Annotated in this window: 19 protein-coding genes; 8 read left to right on the forward strand and 11 right to left on the reverse strand. The window is 57.0% G+C overall.

Annotated elements, in window-relative coordinates; all coding sequences use genetic code 11:
- The first annotated feature begins 36 nt into the window (after positions 1–36).
- Positions 37–1,059: a YafY family protein gene (locus DXD49_RS07125; RefSeq protein ID WP_117763248.1), complete on the forward strand. Its 1,023-nt coding sequence runs from the start codon at positions 37–39 to the stop codon at positions 1,057–1,059.
- The gene (locus DXD49_RS07130; RefSeq protein WP_117763249.1) at positions 1,046–1,963 is read left to right on the forward strand and encodes a YafY family protein; all 918 of its coding nucleotides are present in this window, start codon (positions 1,046–1,048) and stop codon (positions 1,961–1,963) included. The genes DXD49_RS07125 and DXD49_RS07130 overlap by 14 nt, the downstream gene beginning before the upstream one ends.
- Here DXD49_RS07130 and DXD49_RS07135 read toward each other — a convergent pair.
- Together DXD49_RS07135 and DXD49_RS07140 are read right to left on the reverse strand one after the other, a co-directional pair.
- Complete coding sequence (locus DXD49_RS07135) at positions 1,960–4,854, reverse strand: helicase C-terminal domain-containing protein (RefSeq protein WP_117794612.1); 2,895 nt, start codon at positions 4,852–4,854, stop codon at positions 1,960–1,962. The genes DXD49_RS07130 and DXD49_RS07135 overlap by 4 nt on opposite strands.
- Entirely contained in the window at positions 4,848–5,813 is a 966-nt protein-coding gene (locus DXD49_RS07140; RefSeq protein ID WP_117734823.1) for a D-alanine--D-alanine ligase, read from the reverse strand. Before DXD49_RS07140 ends, DXD49_RS07135 begins: the two co-directional genes overlap by 7 nt.
- A gap of 85 nt (positions 5,814–5,898) precedes the next feature.
- Here DXD49_RS07140 and rlmN point away from each other — a divergent pair, with 85 nt between their 5' ends.
- On the forward strand, positions 5,899–6,951 hold the full coding sequence (rlmN, locus tag DXD49_RS07145; protein WP_117794613.1) for a 23S rRNA (adenine(2503)-C(2))-methyltransferase RlmN: 1,053 nt from the start codon (positions 5,899–5,901) through the stop codon (positions 6,949–6,951).
- A 199-nt stretch (positions 6,952–7,150) separates the two neighbouring features.
- Here rlmN and DXD49_RS07150 read toward each other — a convergent pair whose 3' ends face one another.
- The 9 genes from DXD49_RS07150 to rpmH all read right to left on the reverse strand — a co-directional run bounded on the left by DXD49_RS07150 (position 7,151) and on the right by rpmH (position 12,190).
- Complete coding sequence (locus DXD49_RS07150; protein ID WP_022093798.1) at positions 7,151–7,405, reverse strand: hypothetical protein; 255 nt, start codon at positions 7,403–7,405, stop codon at positions 7,151–7,153.
- Positions 7,395–8,300 (reverse strand): ParB/RepB/Spo0J family partition protein, encoded by a 906-nt coding sequence (locus tag DXD49_RS07155; protein ID WP_199406604.1) that lies wholly within the window; start codon positions 8,298–8,300, stop codon positions 7,395–7,397. Before DXD49_RS07155 ends, DXD49_RS07150 begins: the two co-directional genes overlap by 11 nt.
- Positions 8,293–9,093 carry a ParA family protein gene (locus DXD49_RS07160; protein WP_117734820.1) on the reverse strand — a complete coding sequence of 267 codons (801 nt, stop codon included), beginning with the start codon at positions 9,091–9,093 and terminating at the stop codon, positions 8,293–8,295. The genes DXD49_RS07155 and DXD49_RS07160 overlap by 8 nt, the downstream gene beginning before the upstream one ends.
- 134 nt (positions 9,094–9,227) lie before the next feature.
- The gene (gene rsmG, locus DXD49_RS07165; protein WP_233541766.1) at positions 9,228–9,959 is read right to left on the reverse strand and encodes a 16S rRNA (guanine(527)-N(7))-methyltransferase RsmG; all 732 of its coding nucleotides are present in this window, start codon (positions 9,957–9,959) and stop codon (positions 9,228–9,230) included.
- Between the two features lie 102 nt (positions 9,960–10,061).
- On the reverse strand, positions 10,062–10,631 hold the full coding sequence (locus DXD49_RS07170; protein ID WP_022093802.1) for a R3H domain-containing nucleic acid-binding protein: 570 nt from the start codon (positions 10,629–10,631) through the stop codon (positions 10,062–10,064).
- A gap of 44 nt (positions 10,632–10,675) precedes the next feature.
- A complete protein-coding gene (locus DXD49_RS07175) occupies positions 10,676–11,446 on the reverse strand; it encodes a YidC/Oxa1 family membrane protein insertase (RefSeq protein ID WP_117734818.1) in 771 nt (256 codons plus the stop codon).
- Between the two features lie 29 nt (positions 11,447–11,475).
- On the reverse strand, positions 11,476–11,700 hold the full coding sequence (gene yidD / locus DXD49_RS07180) for a membrane protein insertion efficiency factor YidD (RefSeq protein WP_117734817.1): 225 nt from the start codon (positions 11,698–11,700) through the stop codon (positions 11,476–11,478).
- A complete protein-coding gene (rnpA, locus tag DXD49_RS07185) occupies positions 11,697–12,035 on the reverse strand; it encodes a ribonuclease P protein component (protein ID WP_117734816.1) in 339 nt (112 codons plus the stop codon). Before rnpA ends, yidD begins: the two co-directional genes overlap by 4 nt.
- Before the next feature lie 20 nt (positions 12,036–12,055).
- A complete protein-coding gene (rpmH, locus tag DXD49_RS07190; RefSeq protein WP_019127408.1) occupies positions 12,056–12,190 on the reverse strand; it encodes a 50S ribosomal protein L34 in 135 nt (44 codons plus the stop codon).
- A 345-nt stretch (positions 12,191–12,535) separates the two neighbouring features.
- On the opposite strand from rpmH, the gene DXD49_RS07195 reads away from it, so the two are divergent.
- The 5 genes from DXD49_RS07195 to DXD49_RS07215 all read left to right on the forward strand — a co-directional run bounded on the left by DXD49_RS07195 (position 12,536) and on the right by DXD49_RS07215 (position 18,429).
- Complete coding sequence (locus tag DXD49_RS07195; protein WP_117794615.1) at positions 12,536–13,681, forward strand: ATP-binding protein; 1,146 nt, start codon at positions 12,536–12,538, stop codon at positions 13,679–13,681.
- Between the two features lie 15 nt (positions 13,682–13,696).
- Complete coding sequence (locus tag DXD49_RS07200) at positions 13,697–15,421, forward strand: DnaA ATPase domain-containing protein (protein ID WP_117794616.1); 1,725 nt, start codon at positions 13,697–13,699, stop codon at positions 15,419–15,421.
- Between the two features lie 238 nt (positions 15,422–15,659).
- Positions 15,660–16,763: a DNA polymerase III subunit beta gene (gene dnaN, locus DXD49_RS07205; protein ID WP_117734813.1), complete on the forward strand. Its 1,104-nt coding sequence runs from the start codon at positions 15,660–15,662 to the stop codon at positions 16,761–16,763.
- 9 nt (positions 16,764–16,772) lie between these two features.
- Positions 16,773–17,879, forward strand: coding sequence for a DNA replication/repair protein RecF (locus DXD49_RS07210; protein WP_117734812.1), 1,107 nt, complete (start codon positions 16,773–16,775; stop codon positions 17,877–17,879).
- Complete coding sequence (locus DXD49_RS07215) at positions 17,866–18,429, forward strand: DciA family protein (RefSeq protein ID WP_117794617.1); 564 nt, start codon at positions 17,866–17,868, stop codon at positions 18,427–18,429. The genes DXD49_RS07210 and DXD49_RS07215 overlap by 14 nt, the downstream gene beginning before the upstream one ends.
- Positions 18,430–18,490 lie beyond the last annotated feature (61 nt).

An 18,490-nucleotide genomic window follows, 5' to 3' on the forward strand; every position in this document is an offset into this window, starting at 1 on the left:
TCATGGCAGCAAACCACCTTCTCATGCGAGGACTCTATGACGGCAAGCGACACGACCGCGACAATTAAAAAGGGGAATTCGGAGCCCAGTTTCGATAAAACGGCTCAGCGCATCCTCAATCTTTTCTTTGTGCTCAACAGCTCCCCCGAACCGCTGACGACCGAGCAGATCGTCTTGGATTCTGACCTGGGATATGGCTCGGGCAACATCGACTCGGATAAGCGCAAGTTTCGGCGCGATCGTGACAAACTGCTCGAGCGTGGCATCTTAATCAAGGAGGTTCGCCCCGCCGGTGCGCAGGAGACCGAGGAAAGCTCGTGGACAATCGACCGCGAGCACACGTTTGCCGCAGGTGGCCTCATCACCGCAGGCGACGCCGACATCCTACTCAACGCCATCGACCAGACGCTAGCGGCCGGCTCTTCCACCTTTGCCGCGCCGCTTGCCGATATTCGCTCCAAAATTGCCTACCTCACCGGTGGGACGGCGGTGGACGAAGCACCGATCCGCCGCTCTCCCGCCGTCGATGCGGTATGGAGTGCCTTTGCCGAGCGTTGCGCGCTGCGCTTTTTGTACCAAAACGGACGCGGCGAGCAACGCGAGCGGACCGTTTGCGTCTACGGCATGTTCGAGCGCGAGGGCGTGGCGTACTTCTGCGGCCTCGACAATGTCACCGACGACATCAGGACATTCCGCTGCGACCGTATCGTTCGCGCTTGGCGTCCTTCGAAGGCCTACGCCATCCCTGCGGACTTCAACCTCAACGATTACTTATTCTTTGAGTTCGATTTTGCCGACCGACCGCCCGTTGCAGCTACGTTCTCGTTCGCCCCTCAGACGCAGATCGATATGATCAACGGTCTCACGCGCGGGCGCGGCGAGCTCGCACACACCGATTTGGGATGGACCTGGACCGTTGACGTGCGCGACCTTGAAGCCGCCGCTTCATTTTGCATGGCCCACGCCATGGACGGCATGAGGCCCGTGGCCCCCAAATCGCTCAAACAGGCGTGGAACCACCTCATTGAAAGGACGGTGCACGAGCATGCCCGTGCGTAAACTCACCAGCGAGCAGAGGCTCTCGCGCGCCATCGACATCATGGAGGCCCTCTACGCCGCCGGCGAGAACGGCATGACTCGAACCGAGATTTGCAGTCGCTTTAACATCACGGGGGTGTCGCTCGACGAGATTCTCGAGATCGTCTCGACACTCGCTGATCGAGAATCGGGTGCGCGCATCATCTGCGAATGCCACGGCGAGCGTGTGGTCCTCACCGGTGACGCCGGGCGTGTGTTACCGCTGCGCCTGAGTGCCGCCGAGGGCGCTGTGCTCAACCATGAACTTGAATCGTTGGGGATCGAGCCGCAGACGGCGGCTCGGATTCGATCTGCTCTTCTACCCGAAGAGCTCGGCTATAACCAGCGCGTCTTTGACACCGTCAACCGCGGGTCGCACTGGCAGCAGCTGAGCTGCGCCATTCAGGACGGCGTTCGCTGTCGTATCTCGTATCGCTCGATGGACGATGCACGGCCACGCGAGCGTCTGGTCGACCCCTTGCGCATTACGGCAAACGGCGACCAAACATACCTGATTGCCTGGGACATCGCGGTCGATGAGCAGCGCACCTATCGCATGGATAAAATCGAGGGACTCGCCCTGACGGAAGACTCCGTCGTGCCTCACGCACCGGACGTTGCATCCCTCCACGATTCCCTTGCCCGGACGCAGCGTAGCGCAAAGCTCTTGATGCCATTCGATATGGCGGAGCATCTGGACTGGGCCGGCGTCACCCTCATCGAGCGCGGCGGGGCAGACACGGCAACGCTAACCGTGCATTATGGCTCCGAGCGTTGGCTACTGAGCCAGGTAATCGCAGCGGGCGGGGCCATCCGCATCTTGGATGACCCCGCCCTGTCAGAGCGTCTGTGCGATATGGCAAAATCCCTCGTCTGTCCGCTTTAGCGGCGCCGTTCGTGGCGTGCGCGCCACAGCTGTAGATAGTGCCCGATTTGTGCCGATTCGATGCGCTGATAGGAACTCGTGGGCAGCGACGTTAAGAATTTCTTGCCGTAGCCCTTCGTCACCAGGCGCGGGTCGGCCAAGATGAGTACGCCGCAATCGGTCGATGAGCGGATAAGGCGACCGGCTGCCTGCTTGACTTCAAGCACCGCCTCGGGCAGCGAATAGCGCGCCCAAGCGCGATCTTCGCGCAGATTGCGCTCGCATGAGAGCGGGTCTGTGGGGCTCGAGAACGGCAGCTTGGGAATGATGACGCAGCGCAGCGTCTCGCCGCTGGCGTCAAACCCTTCCCAAAAGGCCTTAAGCGCAAAGAGTGACGAGGTCGGTTCGTTGATAAAGCGATCGCGCAGACGGCGAGGAGATGAGTTGCGCTGCTGGCAGTTGAGTTCCAGACCCGCACGGGCCATCTTGGGCTCAACGCGGGCGTATAGGTCTTCCATGTCGCGCCGATTGGTGAACAGCGTGAGCACCGAGCCGCCCATGGCAAGATGCGCGTCGACCAGCACACGCTCGAGCGCCGTAAGATAGCTCTCACGATCGCGCGGATCGGGGATATCGCCCGCAACGACTACAGCCATGTTCGAATCGAAGTCGTAGCTCGAGTCCAAGTGCAGCGATGAGGATATCGAGGCACTGATGCGATCGAGGCCGACGGCGTGGTTAAAGTGCTCAAAGCTCTTGGAAACCGTCATGGTCGCCGATGCAAAGATAGCCGTGTGGACCTCGGGCAGCCACTCGGTTGCCAAGGCCTCGCCAATATCGATACGCTCCGCGGTCATCGACTCGCCGCCGGCACGCAGCCTGCAATTGACTTGCAACGAATACACGTAGTGCTCATCGGTACCGTCAATGATGAGCTTGAGGTTCTCGGCCAGCTCGTGCAGGCGGCGCGAGATTTCACCCAGGTCGACAACAACCTCGGGCTTGTCGGCGGCGACGGCTTGTACCAGCGCGTCGACGCTCTTGTCAGCTTGTTCCAATGCGTCGATGGCAGTGTAGGCCGACTGCAAGAAATCATGCCAGTCGTCAGATTCGCGCAGCTCGGGGCCAATCCATAGATTGGCATTGTCATAACCCCCACGGGCACGGCGGCCGAGCTCGCGAACGCCATCAAACACGTCGGCGATCGCCATGCTCGCACGCGAAACCGTCGAGGTCGCTTTGGCAGTAAGGCCCAGATAGAGCGTAGAGCCCTCGGAGGTTGCCAAATCACGGGAAACCTGGCTTAGCGCGCCGGTGCTCGAGCCGCCCAGGCGCTCAAACAGAACGCGTGATTCATCCGCCGACACCACGCGCGCCCACTGACGGCGAGCCTCGCGCTCGATGGAATGGGCCTCGTCGATTACCCAATGACGAATCGGAGGCAAAATCCTGCCTTCGGCCGCGACATTGCGGAACAGCAGGGAATGGTTGGTGACCACCACATCGGCATGCGCCGCACGACGGCGAGCGCCGTGGACCAAACATTTATCAGGGAAAAACGGGCAGAGGCGACGAACACACTCGCGCGAAGCCGTCGTAAAGTCGGGGCGGTTGACGCTGCGCCACCGAATGCCGAGCGAGTCGAGGTCGCCATCGGCTGATTGGCAGACGTACGCCATGATGACCGCGACTGCCGTAAGCGTATCGGCAGGATCACGCTTAGTCGTAATTTCGACTTGGCCGCGGCTCATGCGCTCAAGCTTGCGCAAGCATGGATAGTGGTCATAGCCCTTGAGGGCGCAAAACGATAGGCCTCCGTCCAGCTGCTCGGCAAGTTTGGGCAGCTCATGATACATGAGCTGGTCGGCGAGATTATTCGATTTAGTCGCGATACCAACCGTGATGTTGTTGCGGCGTGCTGCCTCGGCAAAAGGCACCAGATAGGCCATCGATTTGCCGACGCCTGTGCCCGCCTCAATTACACGATGAGTGCCCGTGGCCAGCGCATCGCGGACCTCGAGCGCCATCGCGATCTGCTCATCACGCGGCTCGTAGGTGGGATACATGCGATTGACTAGGCCACCCGGCGCATAGTCTGCCTCAATCTCCTCACGACTCGGCATCTTGAGGACCGGCAGTTCGTCGGCGTCCACCCGATCGTCGGCGCGGTCGGCCTTGAGAACGTCAGCACGAGCGGCGCTGAGAGAGAAGATAGAGCCAGGGTTCTGCCCCGCCAAGAATGAGAAGATAGGACGATAGGACCAAGGCACACCCGGGTGCATGTCGGCTAGGCGCGCCATGAGGCCCTGGGGCAAGTCGGTGAGCGCCACGAGCAACACGCGCCATACGCCACACAGGGCGTCGACGTCGGCATTGGCACGGTGTGATACCGAGTCACAGCCAAACAGATCGGCCATAAAAGACAGCTTGTGCGAGGCCAGGCGCGGTAGCGCGATGCGCGACAGCGCCAGCGAATCGATCCAAATATCGCTCACGTTGACGCCGCCTTTGACCGACTCGATAAACGAGCGGTCGAACGTGGCGTTATGTGCGATCACCGGGCAACCACCGACAAAATCGGCGAGAGCGGCGACGGCCTCAACGGCCGACGGGGCATCTGCCACATCGGCATTTGTAATGCTCGTGAGCTCGGTAATCTCGGTGGGAATCAGCTGCTTGGGATGCACGAAGGTATCGAAGCGGTCGATGATCTCGCGGCCCGAAAGACGGGCCGCGGAAATCTCAATTAACTCGTTGTCCTGTACCGAAAGACCCGTGGTCTCGGTATCGAGGACGATAACGTCCTCTTCGATGAGGCCAAACGATTGTGTCTTTGCGCGTTCTGCAAGCGTGGCATAGGAGTCGATGACAAACTGCGGCGTTCCTGACGAAACCGCGTCCTCGATTAGCATGCAATGCCCGCTCGACGAAGACCCATACGGATCAGGCTGTCACAGACCTGCGGGAACGTCATGTCGTCGGTGTGGCGGATTTCATCCGGATACAGCGACGTATCGGTCATGCCGGGAATGGTATTGGTCTCGAGGATAACGGGGCCGTCCTCGCTCACGATAAAATCGCTGCGCGAGATGCCCAAGCAACCGAGTGCCCTATGGGCCGCACAGGCAAGTTCCTGGGCACGCGCATAGTTTTCGGGCGAGATCTGCGCCGGAATACGATGGATGTCAGCGGGATCGACGTACTTTACGTCCAAGTCGTAGAACTCGCAGTCCTCGGGCTTACGAATCTCGACGATCGGCAGGGCGCGCACGTCGTCCTCACCGTATACGCCGACGGTGATCTCGGTACCCTCGATGCACTTCTCGATCAGCACTTTGTCGCCGTACTCAAACGCCTTGGCGATTGCCGCGGGCAGCTCGGAGGGCTCATGGACCAGGGAAATGCCATAGCTGGAACCGTTGACGGCCGGCTTCACAAAGCAGCGCTCGCCACAAACCTCGACGATATGATCGGTATCGACTTCATCGCCCACCTCGAGCGCGAGGCCGGGGGCAATGGGAATGCCCGCCTTGGCGTACAGGAGCTTAGAGACCTCCTTGTCGGCACCGCAGGCGCTGGCAAGCACGCCCGAGGCCGTGTAGGGGATACCCAGGGTCTCCATGGCACCCTGCATGGCGCCATCCTCACCGCCGGCGCCGTGCATGGAGATAAATGCCACATCGAAACCGCCGGTCGCCATGGTTACCATAAAGTCATCGGCGGCGGTGTCGAGCAGCTCCACCGAGGTGTAGCCGGCTTCCTTCAGTGCCGCCACGACGTTCTTTCCCGAATTGAGCGAGATCTCGCGCTCGGCGGAATGACCGCCCGCCAAGACCGCTACGTGCATGTTCTCTAGGCTTTTACCCGGCATGGGCAGACTCCTCCTCTATAATTTCTGCAGCTGATACCATATTGTAGCGATACACTCTACGTTTCCCCAAAATCGAAAGGCTTCCATGAATCCCAGGACTAAATCTCAGGACATTCGCGACTTGAGCCAAAACGATATTCGCGAGCTCGTGGCCGAACTCGGCCAGCCCGCCTTCCGCGCAAAGCAGCTCATCGAATGGGTCTTTGAGAAGAACGTTTGTTCGTTTGACGATATGACCAACCTTCCTAAGGCTTTCCGCGAGCAGCTTAAAGGCGCTTTCGCCTTTGACACGCCGACTGAACTCACCAAGCAGGTTTCCAAAGATGGCTCTCGCAAGTATCTGCTCGAGTACCACGACGGCATTTCCGTCGAGACCGTCGGCATGCCCCGTCGTAATAAGCTTTCCGTCTGCGTTTCCACCCAGGCAGGCTGTGGCATGGGCTGCGCCTTTTGCGCTACTGGCCTCAACGGCCTCAAGCGCTCTCTGACCGCTCAAGAGATCGTCGACCAGGTACTTCATGTATCCAACGACTTTGGCGAGCGTGCCACGAGCGTTGTCTTCATGGGCCAGGGCGAGCCGTTTGCCAACTACGACGAGGTTCTCAAGGCACTGCGTATCCTCAACGACCCCGATGGCATCGGTATCGGCGCCCGTCACCTCACCGTCTCTACCAGCGGCGTTATTCCTGATATTCGCAAATTTGCCGACATACCCGAACAGTTCACGCTTGCCGTTTCCCTTCATTCCGCCATCCAGTCAACGCGCAATAAACTCATGCCAGGTGTTAAGAAGTACACGCTGCTTCGCCTTCACGAGGCGCTTCAGCTCTACACCGAGAAGACTGGCCGCCGCCCGACCTATGAGTATGCCATGATTGAAGGCGTCAACGATACGAATCCCGAGATGCAGGCGCTCTGCGACTTCTGCGAGGGAACGCTGTGCCACGTTAACTTGATTCAGCTTAACGACATCGAGGGCAGCCCGCTCAAGCCGTCGCCGATTCATAAGGTTGAGGATCTTCAGCGCCGCCTTGAGTCTCGTGGCATCGAGACCACAATCCGTAATTCTCGCGGCAATGATATTGATGCCGCCTGCGGACAGCTGAAGCAGCGCTTCAAAGTTCAAAAGAACGCATAGGGGAGTCACACCCCAAAACGTTTCATGTGAAACATCGAGCAGCCCCGGTTGCAGGATATGCAACCGGGGCTGCTTCATTTATTGACTTCGATTATAAATCAGCTGCTACTGGTCCCATTAATAACAGCCAAAATAAGGGGTCCTTGTCGTGTGAATCAGACAAGGACCCATCAAAAAGTGCTGGGTAATTGTTAGGTACCTAATAGCCTACATTTTCCCATTGATTGCTAACCCAACCTTGATTAATTTTGGGATTCTTCGTTACCTGAGCAGTACGCATGGCAACATCTTCTGTCATAACATCCATTTTCTTCTTGGACGTATCAACGATATCTTGCGCACCACGAAGCAAACGACCTCGGAGCTCATCGTCTGTCGCAATCTTATAGCCAGCAAAGGCACCAGCCGCGACAGTCGTCGCCAATGCAATCGCAGTTAAAATCTTATTCCTCATCTTGGTCTCCTTGATCAAACTGAATCATTTCACCAAGAATACGAGAGAGCTCTTCCTCGTCTTTAAACTCAATCTCAATCTTATTCTTTCCACGTGAGCTCTTCACACGTACGTTGGTATTAAATACCTGACGAAGTACGCGGGCAGCCTTTTTAAAAGACTGAGGCGTGGCAGGCCGCGGCGTCTTAGGTGTCTCTCCGGCAGAAAACAACGGAGCAAGATTTTCTGTCGCTCTAACGGAAAGGCCCTCTGCAACAACCTTCTCAGCAAGTCGAATTCGAGCATCCTCATAGGGAACTGCAAGAATAGCACGTGCATGACCAGCTGTAAGTTTACCTTCAAAAATCATCTGCTGAACAACTTCGGGGAGATCGAGAAGGCGCAGCGAGTTTGTAATTGCAGAACGTGACTTGCTTACCGCCTTCGACAATGCCTCCTGGGTCATACCGCTGGCATCAATGAGCTGGCGATACCCCTTGGCCTCTTCGACAGGATTCAGATCAGAACGCTGAAGGTTTTCGATAAGTGCAAGAGCCAGCATCTCTTCATCATTAACATCTTTAATGATGACAGGCAGCTCCTCAAGACCAGCAAGCTTTGACGCCTGGTAACGACGCTCACCAGCGATGATCTCATAGCCGTTTCCATGCTTGCGAACCAAAAGCGGCTGCAAAACACCATGTTCTTGGATTGACTCACTCAACTCGCGAAGTTCAGTTTCGTTAAAGTGAATTCGTGGCTGATTTGGGTTAGGAACGATATCCTCAATAGGTAGTTTTGCTTCAGATGCAGCATTTGAAGCAGATGCAGCCGAACCACCGGTCTCATACTCGGCCTCTGAGACCAAAGCATTGAGTCCACGTCCCAATCCGCCACGTTTCTTTGCACTAGGCACGCTTGATCACCTCTTTTGCAAGGTTCATATATGCTTTTGCACCCTTATTTTGTGGCGCATAGGTAATTACCGGCTCTCCAAAAGACGGAGCTTCGGAGATTTTAACCGTACGGGGAATCAGTGTCTTAAACGCCTTATCACCAAAGTACGATTGAACTTCCTCAACAACCTGATTCGACAGAGAAGTACGCGAGTCATACATAGTCATAAGCACGCCATAGGTGTCTAAGCCCTTGTTCAGACGTGATTTGACCATCTTCATTGACTCAAGCAGCTTCGTAACACCCTCGAGTGCGTAATACTCGCACTGGATCGGAATCAATACGCTATCTGCTGCAGTCAAGGCGTTAATAGTAAGCAGGCCGAGCGATGGAGGACAGTCAATAAAAATGAAATCGAACTCATTCTGAATCGGCTCAAGCAAATCTTTGAGGCGGGTTTCACGAGCAATTGCACTTACGAGCTCAATTTCGGCGCCTGCAAGCTGAATTGTAGCAGGAATTACGAATACCTTTTTGCAATTTGTATCAAGAACAAGCGATTCTGCCGGCACATCATTCAACAATGCATCATAGATGCAGTGATCAAGGTCTTCTTTTTCAATTCCAAATCCACTGGTGCTATTTCCCTGCGGATCAAAATCGACAATCAGTGTCTTACGACCCTGCTCACCCAATGCTGCCGCAAGGTTTACAGCCGTCGTCGACTTACCAACGCCGCCTTTTTGATTGATGATTGCAATGATACGCGTGTCTTTTGCGCTCTTAGAGCGCTTAACGTCGCGAAATCCCACGGTCCCTCCTGGTGTGTATTAAAGCTGTCAAACGGAGGATGTTTCACGTGAAACATTCCGAATCGATATCAACCGCCATGTTTCACGTGAAACACTGCAAGTTGTTAATATCCATTATGTTTCACGTGAAACATCTAGGCAAGCGGATTCTTCTTTGCCATGCCATTTGCACGAGGCAATGAAACGGATGCCGGATGACTCTTTTTAAGAACAATAAACTCCCTGTGGCCCAAGCCCTCAGGCAAATCGATTGCATCATTCAGAAGCAAAGTGAAGCCGCAGATCTTAGCTGCTGACATGCCGGAAGCAAGCTCCTCATCCGAAGGATTGCCTTTGGTGACAACAAATAACCCTCCATCCTTGAGATACGGAGCCGCATACTCAACAAGAATCGGTAGAGGGGCCAGTGCGCGGGCGGTTACGACAGAGAACTGCTTCTTATGGCTTCGAGCATATTCTTCAAGACGATAATGAACCGCATGAGCATATTTCAATCCAAGAGCATGAACAAAAGAATTAACGGCATCAACCTTCTTGCCAACAGAGTCAATATAAGTAGCTTTACGATGCGTGGTTATGGTTAAAGGAATACCAGGGAAGCCAGCACCTGTTCCCATATCGAGCAAAGCCCCCTCAGGAGCCTTATTGATATAGGGGAGCAAAACTAGTGAGTCGAGGATATGAAGTATCGCAGCATCTTCTACGTTAATGATGCGGGTAAGATTCGTTGTCTTATTTGTTTCCAGAACTAAATCCAAATGCTGAATACATTTCATCAGCTCAACATCAGTTACGCTCAAGGAATACGCATTGCAATAGGAAGTTAGACGACTCAACATCTCGTCAGCTTGCTGATCAGTAAGCACTAACAACGAAAGCTCCTTTCTGACAAAAATCAGTGTATCGAGAACTTTTGACAAAAAAAGGGGACGTGGAAACCACGTCCCCTAAGCATAAGCTCGAGTAGATTATCGAGCAACAATCACAACATGGCGATCGGGATCAGAGCCCTCGGAATGAGTGTCAACGGCATCGTTGCCGCGAAGGGCAATGTGAACCAGTCGACGCTCATAAGCATTCATGGGCGGCAAGGAAACACTCTTATGAGTGCGAATGGCGCGCTCGGCAGCGGACTGCGCCATGGAAGCAACCTTGTCCTGTCGGCGGCTCTTATAACCCTCGACGTCCACGACGACCGGATACCTAAAGCCAAGCTTGCGGCTCACCAGCAGCGAGAACATAACCTGAAGGGCATCGAGGGTACGTCCATGACGCCCAATGAGAACAGCAAGATCCGGAGCCGTTACATCCAAAATCAGCTCACCCTCGTCGCCCTCATACTCATCGATAGGAGAGTTGGCGGCATCGAAGTGCGAAAGGATGGAACGCAGGATGGAAATCGCGACATCGGCAATGGTGTCGAGCTCCTCGTCTGTCAGCTCTTCACCAGCCTTGTAGCGCTGTGCAATCTCGGGATAATCGCCCGCGACCTGCGGGGCAACCTCCTCAAGCATATCCTCGATGATCTCTTCAGACATAACGTACTCCAAAAGTTAGGTACCTAAATAAGATTACTGTCCCATTACTTCTTCTTGTGCGGGCGCGGCTTCTTCTCGCGACGAGTGACCTCGACCTGCAGCGGAGCGTTCTTAAGACGCTCCTCCTCATCGGCCTTAGCCTTGTCAATAACCTTCTGCGTCACGAAGATCTGCTGGATAACCTGCCAGGCAGAGGACACATCGTAGTACAGCAGAACGCCGACGGGCAGGCTCCAGCCCATCCAAAGCATCATGACCGTCATGACAACGGCCATCATACGCATGCTCTGCGCCTGCTGGCCGGTCTGATTGCGCGACATATAGAGCTGCGGAATCAAGGTCAGGACGGCAAAGAGGATCAGGCAGATCAACGCAGGCAGTGCGACCATAAAGCCATCGGCAAAAGAGGCGCTCGGCGTGGTGGTCAGGTCGGGCAGAATATTAAAGAACGAGAACGTGCCGTCGTTAAAGTAGTCCGGCAGGTTACGCAGCAGCGTAAATAGGGCGAACAGGACAGGCATCTGGATCAACAGCGGCAGACAACCAGCCATGGGATTGAACTTGTTCTCGCTGTAGAACTTCTGCATCTCCTCGGCCTGACGCTGGGGATCGTCGGCATAGCGCTCCTGGATCTCGAGCATCTTGGGCTGCAGCACTTGCATGCGAGCCGTCGACTTGGTCGACTTGAGCATAAGCGGCGTCAGCAGCAGACGGATGATGACCACCAGGATGATGATGGACAGGCCCCAGTCGACCGCAAAGGTCTGGATGAGCTTGAGCAGCTCGAAAAGGATGTTAACGATCCAATCCCACATGTAAGTTTTCCTCCGATAGCGAGTGCCCGCTAAGGCACAGGGTCATAACCGCCGACGTGCAGGGGATTGCAGCGAGCGATGCGCCTCACGGCAAGCCAGCAGCCTCTCAAAACGCCGTGCTTCTCAATCGCCTGGACGGCGTATTGCGAGCACGTTGGGTAATAAATGCAGGCGTCAGGCAATAAGGGCGAAATAACCTGTTGATATATGTGAATAGGAGCGATGGCAACACGTCGCAAAACGTGATTGCTCATCGCTCCTCCCCGGCAACGCCGGCGCGTTTCATAAGCGAATGCAATGCCTTGTCCATCTCCTGCGGCGAGGAATCCCTCGTCTTGGGAGTTGCGAACAAGATGATGTCATAACCAGCAACGGGAAATCCACAGCTGCGGGCGGCCTCGCGCATCACACGCTTAGAACGGTTGCGCACGACAGCACAACCGAGCCGTTTAGCACCAACGAAGGCGACCCTTCCGGAGTCGCCTTCGCCAACCGATTCACATATGGTCATTCGAATCAGAGGGTGATTGAAACGACGCCCCTGACTGAACACATGCTCGAAATCTTGCCGAGACTTAATAGTCTTCATGCGAGATGTGTGTATCGCTGCTAGACAGTGAGACGCTTGCGGCCCTTGGCGCGGCGACGGGCGAGCACGGCACGACCACCCTTGGTGGCCATACGGGCACGGAAGCCATGGGTCTTGGCACGCTTACGCTTATTAGGCTGATACGTACGCTTCATCTTAAGTTCCTCCTGCTGCATTTCGAGTGTCCGCGGGGGCGCGGACGCAGATATAGACACGTGAGCTTGAAGATTGTAGGGAAATCAATGTTCAAATGTCAAGAAATCAAAGGTAAAAGGTTGCGCAGTTCACACGGTTCCCCCATAAGCCGAGCTCGATTTAGCGGTGCGTGGCAACTTTTCACGATATTTCATCGAGTTTTCAACAGGTCATGTTGGCAATGTTGATAACTTTTCGTCCGTTTTCCAAAGTTTTCAACAGGTTTTGAAAGTTTGTCGAAAGATGAGAAACATTGCACGGTGAGCTACTATTTGTTCGAAACCTATTGAAAGATTGCGAGCGGCATGTCTGACGACTTTTACACCATGGTCGATTCCGGAGACCCGGCACCCGACAACGAGCACATCACCGGCGTGCGCGAAGAGCGCGACGAAGGCGAGCAGACGACCACGCAGGCGCCAAAAGCCATGTACGCCGCACGCATAGCGGTCTATGACGATATGCTGTCGACGCCGCGTGTGATCGTCATAGATCCGCAAGATGTCCGCACGTATTTGGAAGAGACAACCAACACCGTCTACCAGTGCATGAAAGAACAAGGTGGCCATATCTCGCTCATGGTCATCCGCGAGATTGTCGAAAACTTTATCCACGCCCACTTTGCCGAGCCCATCATCTCGATCCTGGACGGCGGCGACACTATCCGCTTTGCAGACCAAGGACCGGGCATCGATGACAAGGAACGCGCTTTCGACTTTGGCGTGACCAGCGCAAACAGCAACATGAAGCGATACATTCGCGGGACTGGGGCTGGGTTTCCCATGGTGCAGGAATACCTGGAAAATGCCGGCGGCGCCGTGTCCATCGAGGACAACATGGGCAGCGGCACCGTGGTTACGGTAAGTCTGGACCCCAAGCGCGTGCAGGAAATCGAGCGTGCCGGCGGACGCGGTGCTGCCGTGCGGCCCGAGACGGAGCAGCCCACATATCCCCTGCCGGGAGCTTTTGCGCAGCAGCCCATGGCAACGCAGCAGATGCCGCCACTGGGGTATGGCCAGCAGTTCCCGCAGCAGTACCAGCAGGGATATCAGCAGCCGTACCAGCAGATGCCGCAGCAGCAGTACAACCCCTGGGCCCAGCAGATGCCTCCGCAGCCTTACCAACAGTGGCCCCAAAGTTTTCAACAGCAAATGCCGCCGGTGCAGAGTTCTCAACAACCAGCAGCTCAAATGATGTATCCTAATGCAGCAAATCAGTATGCGCAGCCACAACCGGACGTGTTCGTAAGCGATCGCGGCAACGCCGCGCTGGGCTATCTGGCGCAAAATCAAGCGTGCGGCGCAACCGATCTGGCGAGGGCGTTTGGAAACTCGGCCCCCACTTGGTCACGCACGCTCAATGACTTGGCGCAGGCCGGCTTGGTCATCAAGCATGGCCAGAAATACCATCTGACCGAACTCGGCGCCGCTCGCGTGCGAGCTCAGAGCTAAAGAACGGGAGAGACAGTGGACGAGGAAGCAAGCATCATCCTGGGGGATGCCATCGCCTTTTGCCAGCGCGACGGCCAAGATGCACGCCTCATCAATATGCTGGGGCAATCGCGCGCCATAAGCCTGACCGAAGATACGCTCACGATCGAGGCGCCCTCGCGCTTTGCCATCGCGCAGCTCAAAAAGCATCAGTCGACTATTGAGGCCTATCTGGAAGAAATCGCCTTTGCACCGATTGCACTCGACATCGTGGCACCGCAAGGCGCCGCGACAGAATCCGCTGCCGCGACGGCGCCCGCCACGGCTCCCGCTACTTCCCCGGCGGCGCCGGCCTCCGCAGGCGACGCGCCGACAATCGAGCACCAGCACGGCGATGTTTCCCGTGAAACCATGGCACCGTTGCCGGCCGCGGCGGCGACGTCAACGAACGCACCCGTCACGCACATGCCCATCGCCCACGACGCAGCGGCGGGCGCGGATTCGGGCATTGCAATCAAGAACACGCTCTCGGCCGATGATTTTCGTCGCATGATGAACCAGATGAAGGGCGGAGCGCCGACTAAACCCACGCAAGCTGCGACCCCCGCTTCACCCATGCCAGCACCGACCGTGCCGGCCGAGCAGAATACGGATGGAGCCCCACTCGCCGCGAACTCAAAATTTACCTTTGAGAACTTTGTCTACGGCCCCGAGAACAGCCACGCCTATCGCTCGGCACTCAAGTTTGCCGCCCTCGCGGACGAGCGCGGCACGTGCACATCGCTGTTCATCTACGGCAAATCGGGCCTGGGCAAGACGCACCTGCTGCTTGCCATCAAAAACGAGCTCGCCGAGAAGTCGCCCGAGATCAAGGTCAAGTATGCCAACTCCCAGGCATATCTGGACGACCTGATGACCGAGTTCGACCGCCAAAAGAAGAGCAACGCCCCCATCATGCAGGCGTACCACGGCGTGGACGTGCTCATCATCGATGACATCCAAAACATCATCGGCAAGCGCGCGAGCGTGGACTACTTTTTCCAGCTCATGGACGAGTTCATCCGCAACAACAAGAAGGTCGTCATCGCGGCAGACCGCGCCCCCAAGGACCTGAGCATGGACGAGCGTCTGACCAGCCGCTTCAACGCCGGCATGCTCTGCCTGGTCGCAGAGCCCAGCTACGAGATGAAATACAAGATCTTGCAGCGCTATTACGAGAACACCATCGTCGCCGCTCCCGAGGCAGGCGACGACTCGCTGCTGGCGGCCTATGGGGGCGACGGCGGGCACCTGACCGATGAGCACTTTAAACACATGGCCGAGGTCTCGGGCACCAACATCCGCGAACTCGAGAGCTTCTGCGAGCGCTGCGCCGGCGAGGCGGGCGACCGCGAGCGCGAGGGCGGGGAGCTCACCTTTGATGATATCGACGCCATCGCCAGCCAGTACTTCGACACATCGGCCAAAAAGATCAACGTGCAAACGGTTCAGTCCGTCATCGAAGAGCAGTACGGCGTGACGCACGAGGAGCTCATCGGCCCGCGGCGCAACGCCAACATCGCCAAAGCACGCCACATTGCCATCTATCTGGCAATCGAGATGTGCGAGATGACGACCACGGCAGTGGGCGCCGAATTTGGCAACCGCAACCACTCGACCGTCAGTACAAGCTACAAAAAGGTCCAGAAGATGATCCAGGAAGACCGCACCGTCACCGAAGACCTCAAGTCGCTGCGCGATAAAATTACACTGCGCTCGTAGGGAAATAGAGACACCTGTTGAAAACTTGTCGAAACCACGGGCATAAGGTGTCTAAAACCCAACCCGCGGTGATGAAAAGTTTTGCGCAGGTTTTGAACGTGGAAAACCACCCCCGTTGCACACAGGTTGCTGTCGATTCTCTTTTTGGGTCTGACCTGCGTCTTTGGGAGTAATCAACAGTTTCGTCAGTGCTATTACTATTATTAAGATATTTATATCTATAGAAAGGTATTAAAAGATGAAGTTCACCGTCAGCCAGAGCTCGCTTACACAAGCCATCAGCGTCGTTATGAAGGGTGTCGCTTCGGCATCCACCCTTCCCATCCTGTCGGGCGTGCTCGTTAAGGCGCAAGACGGCATCTTGGAATTCCAGACCTCTAACTACACCATCTCGATCCGTCATCGCATCGCGGCGCATGTCGAAGAAGAGGGCGAGATGGTTATCCCCTGTAAGATGCTCTCCAATATCACCAAGACTCTCCCCGATGCCCCGGTCACCTTTGAGCTGTCCGAGCGCCAGGTGCTGATTGGTTGCGAGAAGAGCTCTTTCCGCCTGAACACGCTCGATGCCAATGACTTCCCCGAGTTTCCGGCCTATGCCATCGAGAGTGCCGTGGAGCTGCCGACCGATATCTTGTCCGAGATGGTCGGCCGCGTGTGGCGCGTCACCTCGACCGACAAAGCCCGCCCCATCCTGGGCGGCGTGCACATGAAGGTCGAGAACAACACCGTGCGCCTGGTGGCGACCGATTCCTTCCGCTTGGCCGTGTGCGATACGCAGGTCGAGACCTCGACCCTCGAGGGCTCCTTTGAGCTCAACGTTCCGGCGGACGCCTTTAACGACGCACTGAACATCATGGCCAGCCAGGCGACCATCATGATCGGGGCTACCGACACCCAGGTCGTCTTCGAGGCCGGCAACACCACCTACGTGTCGCGCCGCATCGAGGGCGTGTACCCCAACTACAAGCAGCTCATCCCCGATTCGTGCGTGACAAGCGTCAAGATCGACGTCGCCGCCTTTAACGCCGCTCTCAAGCGCGTGGCCGTTATCGCGAGCGCCAACCCCGCCGTCAAGTTCGAGATCGATGTCGAGAACGGGCAGATGGGCTTGTCCTCCATTTCCAATGACCAGGACCTTGCACAGGAGACGATCGATGTCGAGGCCGAGGGCGAGTCGGGCACCATCGCCTTCAACTACCACTACATCTTCGGCTGCCTCAATGCCCTGTCCAAAGAGAAGGAGATCACACTGGAGCTCAAGAGCTACTCGCAGGCGGGCATCTTCAAGTCCTACGACAAGATCAACTACCTGTACCTGGTCATGCCGGTCCGCATCTAGCGCTGCGCCATGACCATATTCGCCCGCGATCTTTCCGTCGCGCACTACCGCAGTTTCGATAGCTATCGCCTTGCCCTGGACGAAGGCGTGACGATACTTGCGGGACCCAACGCGGCGGGAAAGACCAATCTCATAGAGGCGCTGCAGCTGCTGACGAGCGGCGTCTCGTTTAGGCATCCGACCGCAGCCGAGCTCGTCCATGACGGCGTGGGCTCGTGCAAGGTCGAGCTGAGACTCGAGGGCGACGGCCGCGTGCTTGATATGGGATTGAGCGCGGAGGACGGTAAGCGCTCGTTTAGCCGAAACGGCAAGAGATGCTCTGCCGCCGGTGTGCGCGGGGTTCTGCCGAGCGTGCTGTTTTGCCCCGACCATCTGGACATGGTTAAGCGGGGCGCCAGTGTGCGCCGCTCCGCTCTCGATGACTTTGGCATGCAACTGAGCGCGCGCTATGCCGATCTTGTGAGCACCTATGGGCGCTGCGTGACCCAGCGCAACGCCTTGCTCAAGGAGACCTGGTGCTGCCGTGAGATGCTCGGCGCGTGGAACGATTCGATTGCCCGCGCGGGCTCGGCTCTGCTCGTGCACCGGTTGGCCCTGCTCGACCGGCTGGCGGGCCATGTGCACACTGCCTACGGGCAAGTGGCGTCCGGCGAGGCCGCCAACGTGACCTATGCGTCCACGCTGGGGGATTTGCCCCAGGTCGAGGATCGCGAAGAGCTGAAGGGCTGGGCGTACGAGCGCATGCTGGCTGCCCTTGATGAGCACGCCGACGAGGAAATTCGCCGCGGCGTGACGCTGGTAGGACCGCATCGCGACGAGATCGAGTTTACCGTGGCGGGTCGCTCCGCCCGTTCATTTGCCAGCCAAGGACAGCAGCGAACGTTGGTACTGTCCTGGAAGGTGGCCGAGGTGGCCGTGGCTCGCGATGTCCTGGGCACCGCCCCGCTGTTGCTTCTGGACGACGTGATGAGCGAGCTCGACGGCGAGCGCCGCGGTGCTTTCCTGCGTCTGATCGGCGATGATATCCAGACGGTCATAACCACGACCAACCTGGGGTACTTTACCGATGACCTGCTTGATCGAGCCAAGGTGGTGAGCATGGGTGAGACGTGCTAATTACGAGCGCGAGAGCGAGACGGTCGCCTTCAGTGGCTTTTTGAACGCAGAGCGCCAGCGCATCCTGGCGTCGGCGACGCCTAAGCGCCGTGCGCAGATGGAGGCTGCCGAGGAATCGCGCGCGGTCTATCGCGCGTGGAACGCGGTGTGCTCGGGCACGCGCGAGGGGCGGCATGTGACGGGGCTGCGCTACCTGCCTGAGTCCAATGAGCTGCTGGTGTATCTCGACTCGCCCTCGTGGACGCAGGAAATGACGCTGTTGCGCGAGATCATCCGCGCGCGCATGGAGCGCGCCGGTGCGCATGTGGACGGCCTGGTGTTCAAAACCACCGCACCCGGTCACACACCGCCCGTCGCCAAGGAGCGCCTGCGCCCGGCGACGACCGAGCGCCCGCCGGCCCCGCACGCCGACCTAAGTGAGGCCGAGCGCACCGAGATCAAGCGCCAAGTGGCGCCCATCGAAGACCAAAAACTGCGCGAGGCCCTCGAGAACGCCATGAGAGCCAGTGCCGAGTGGGCCAAGGGCGTGCAAAGCAAAAAAGAGCCTTAAATCGCATCTGGTGGCCTTGTAGAGCCAAATACCCTCGTTCCCGAGGGTATTTTTTTACGAT

Source organism: Collinsella sp. TM05-38 (assembly GCF_003466445.1).
In the GTDB taxonomy this organism is placed as follows: domain Bacteria; phylum Actinomycetota; class Coriobacteriia; order Coriobacteriales; family Coriobacteriaceae; genus Collinsella.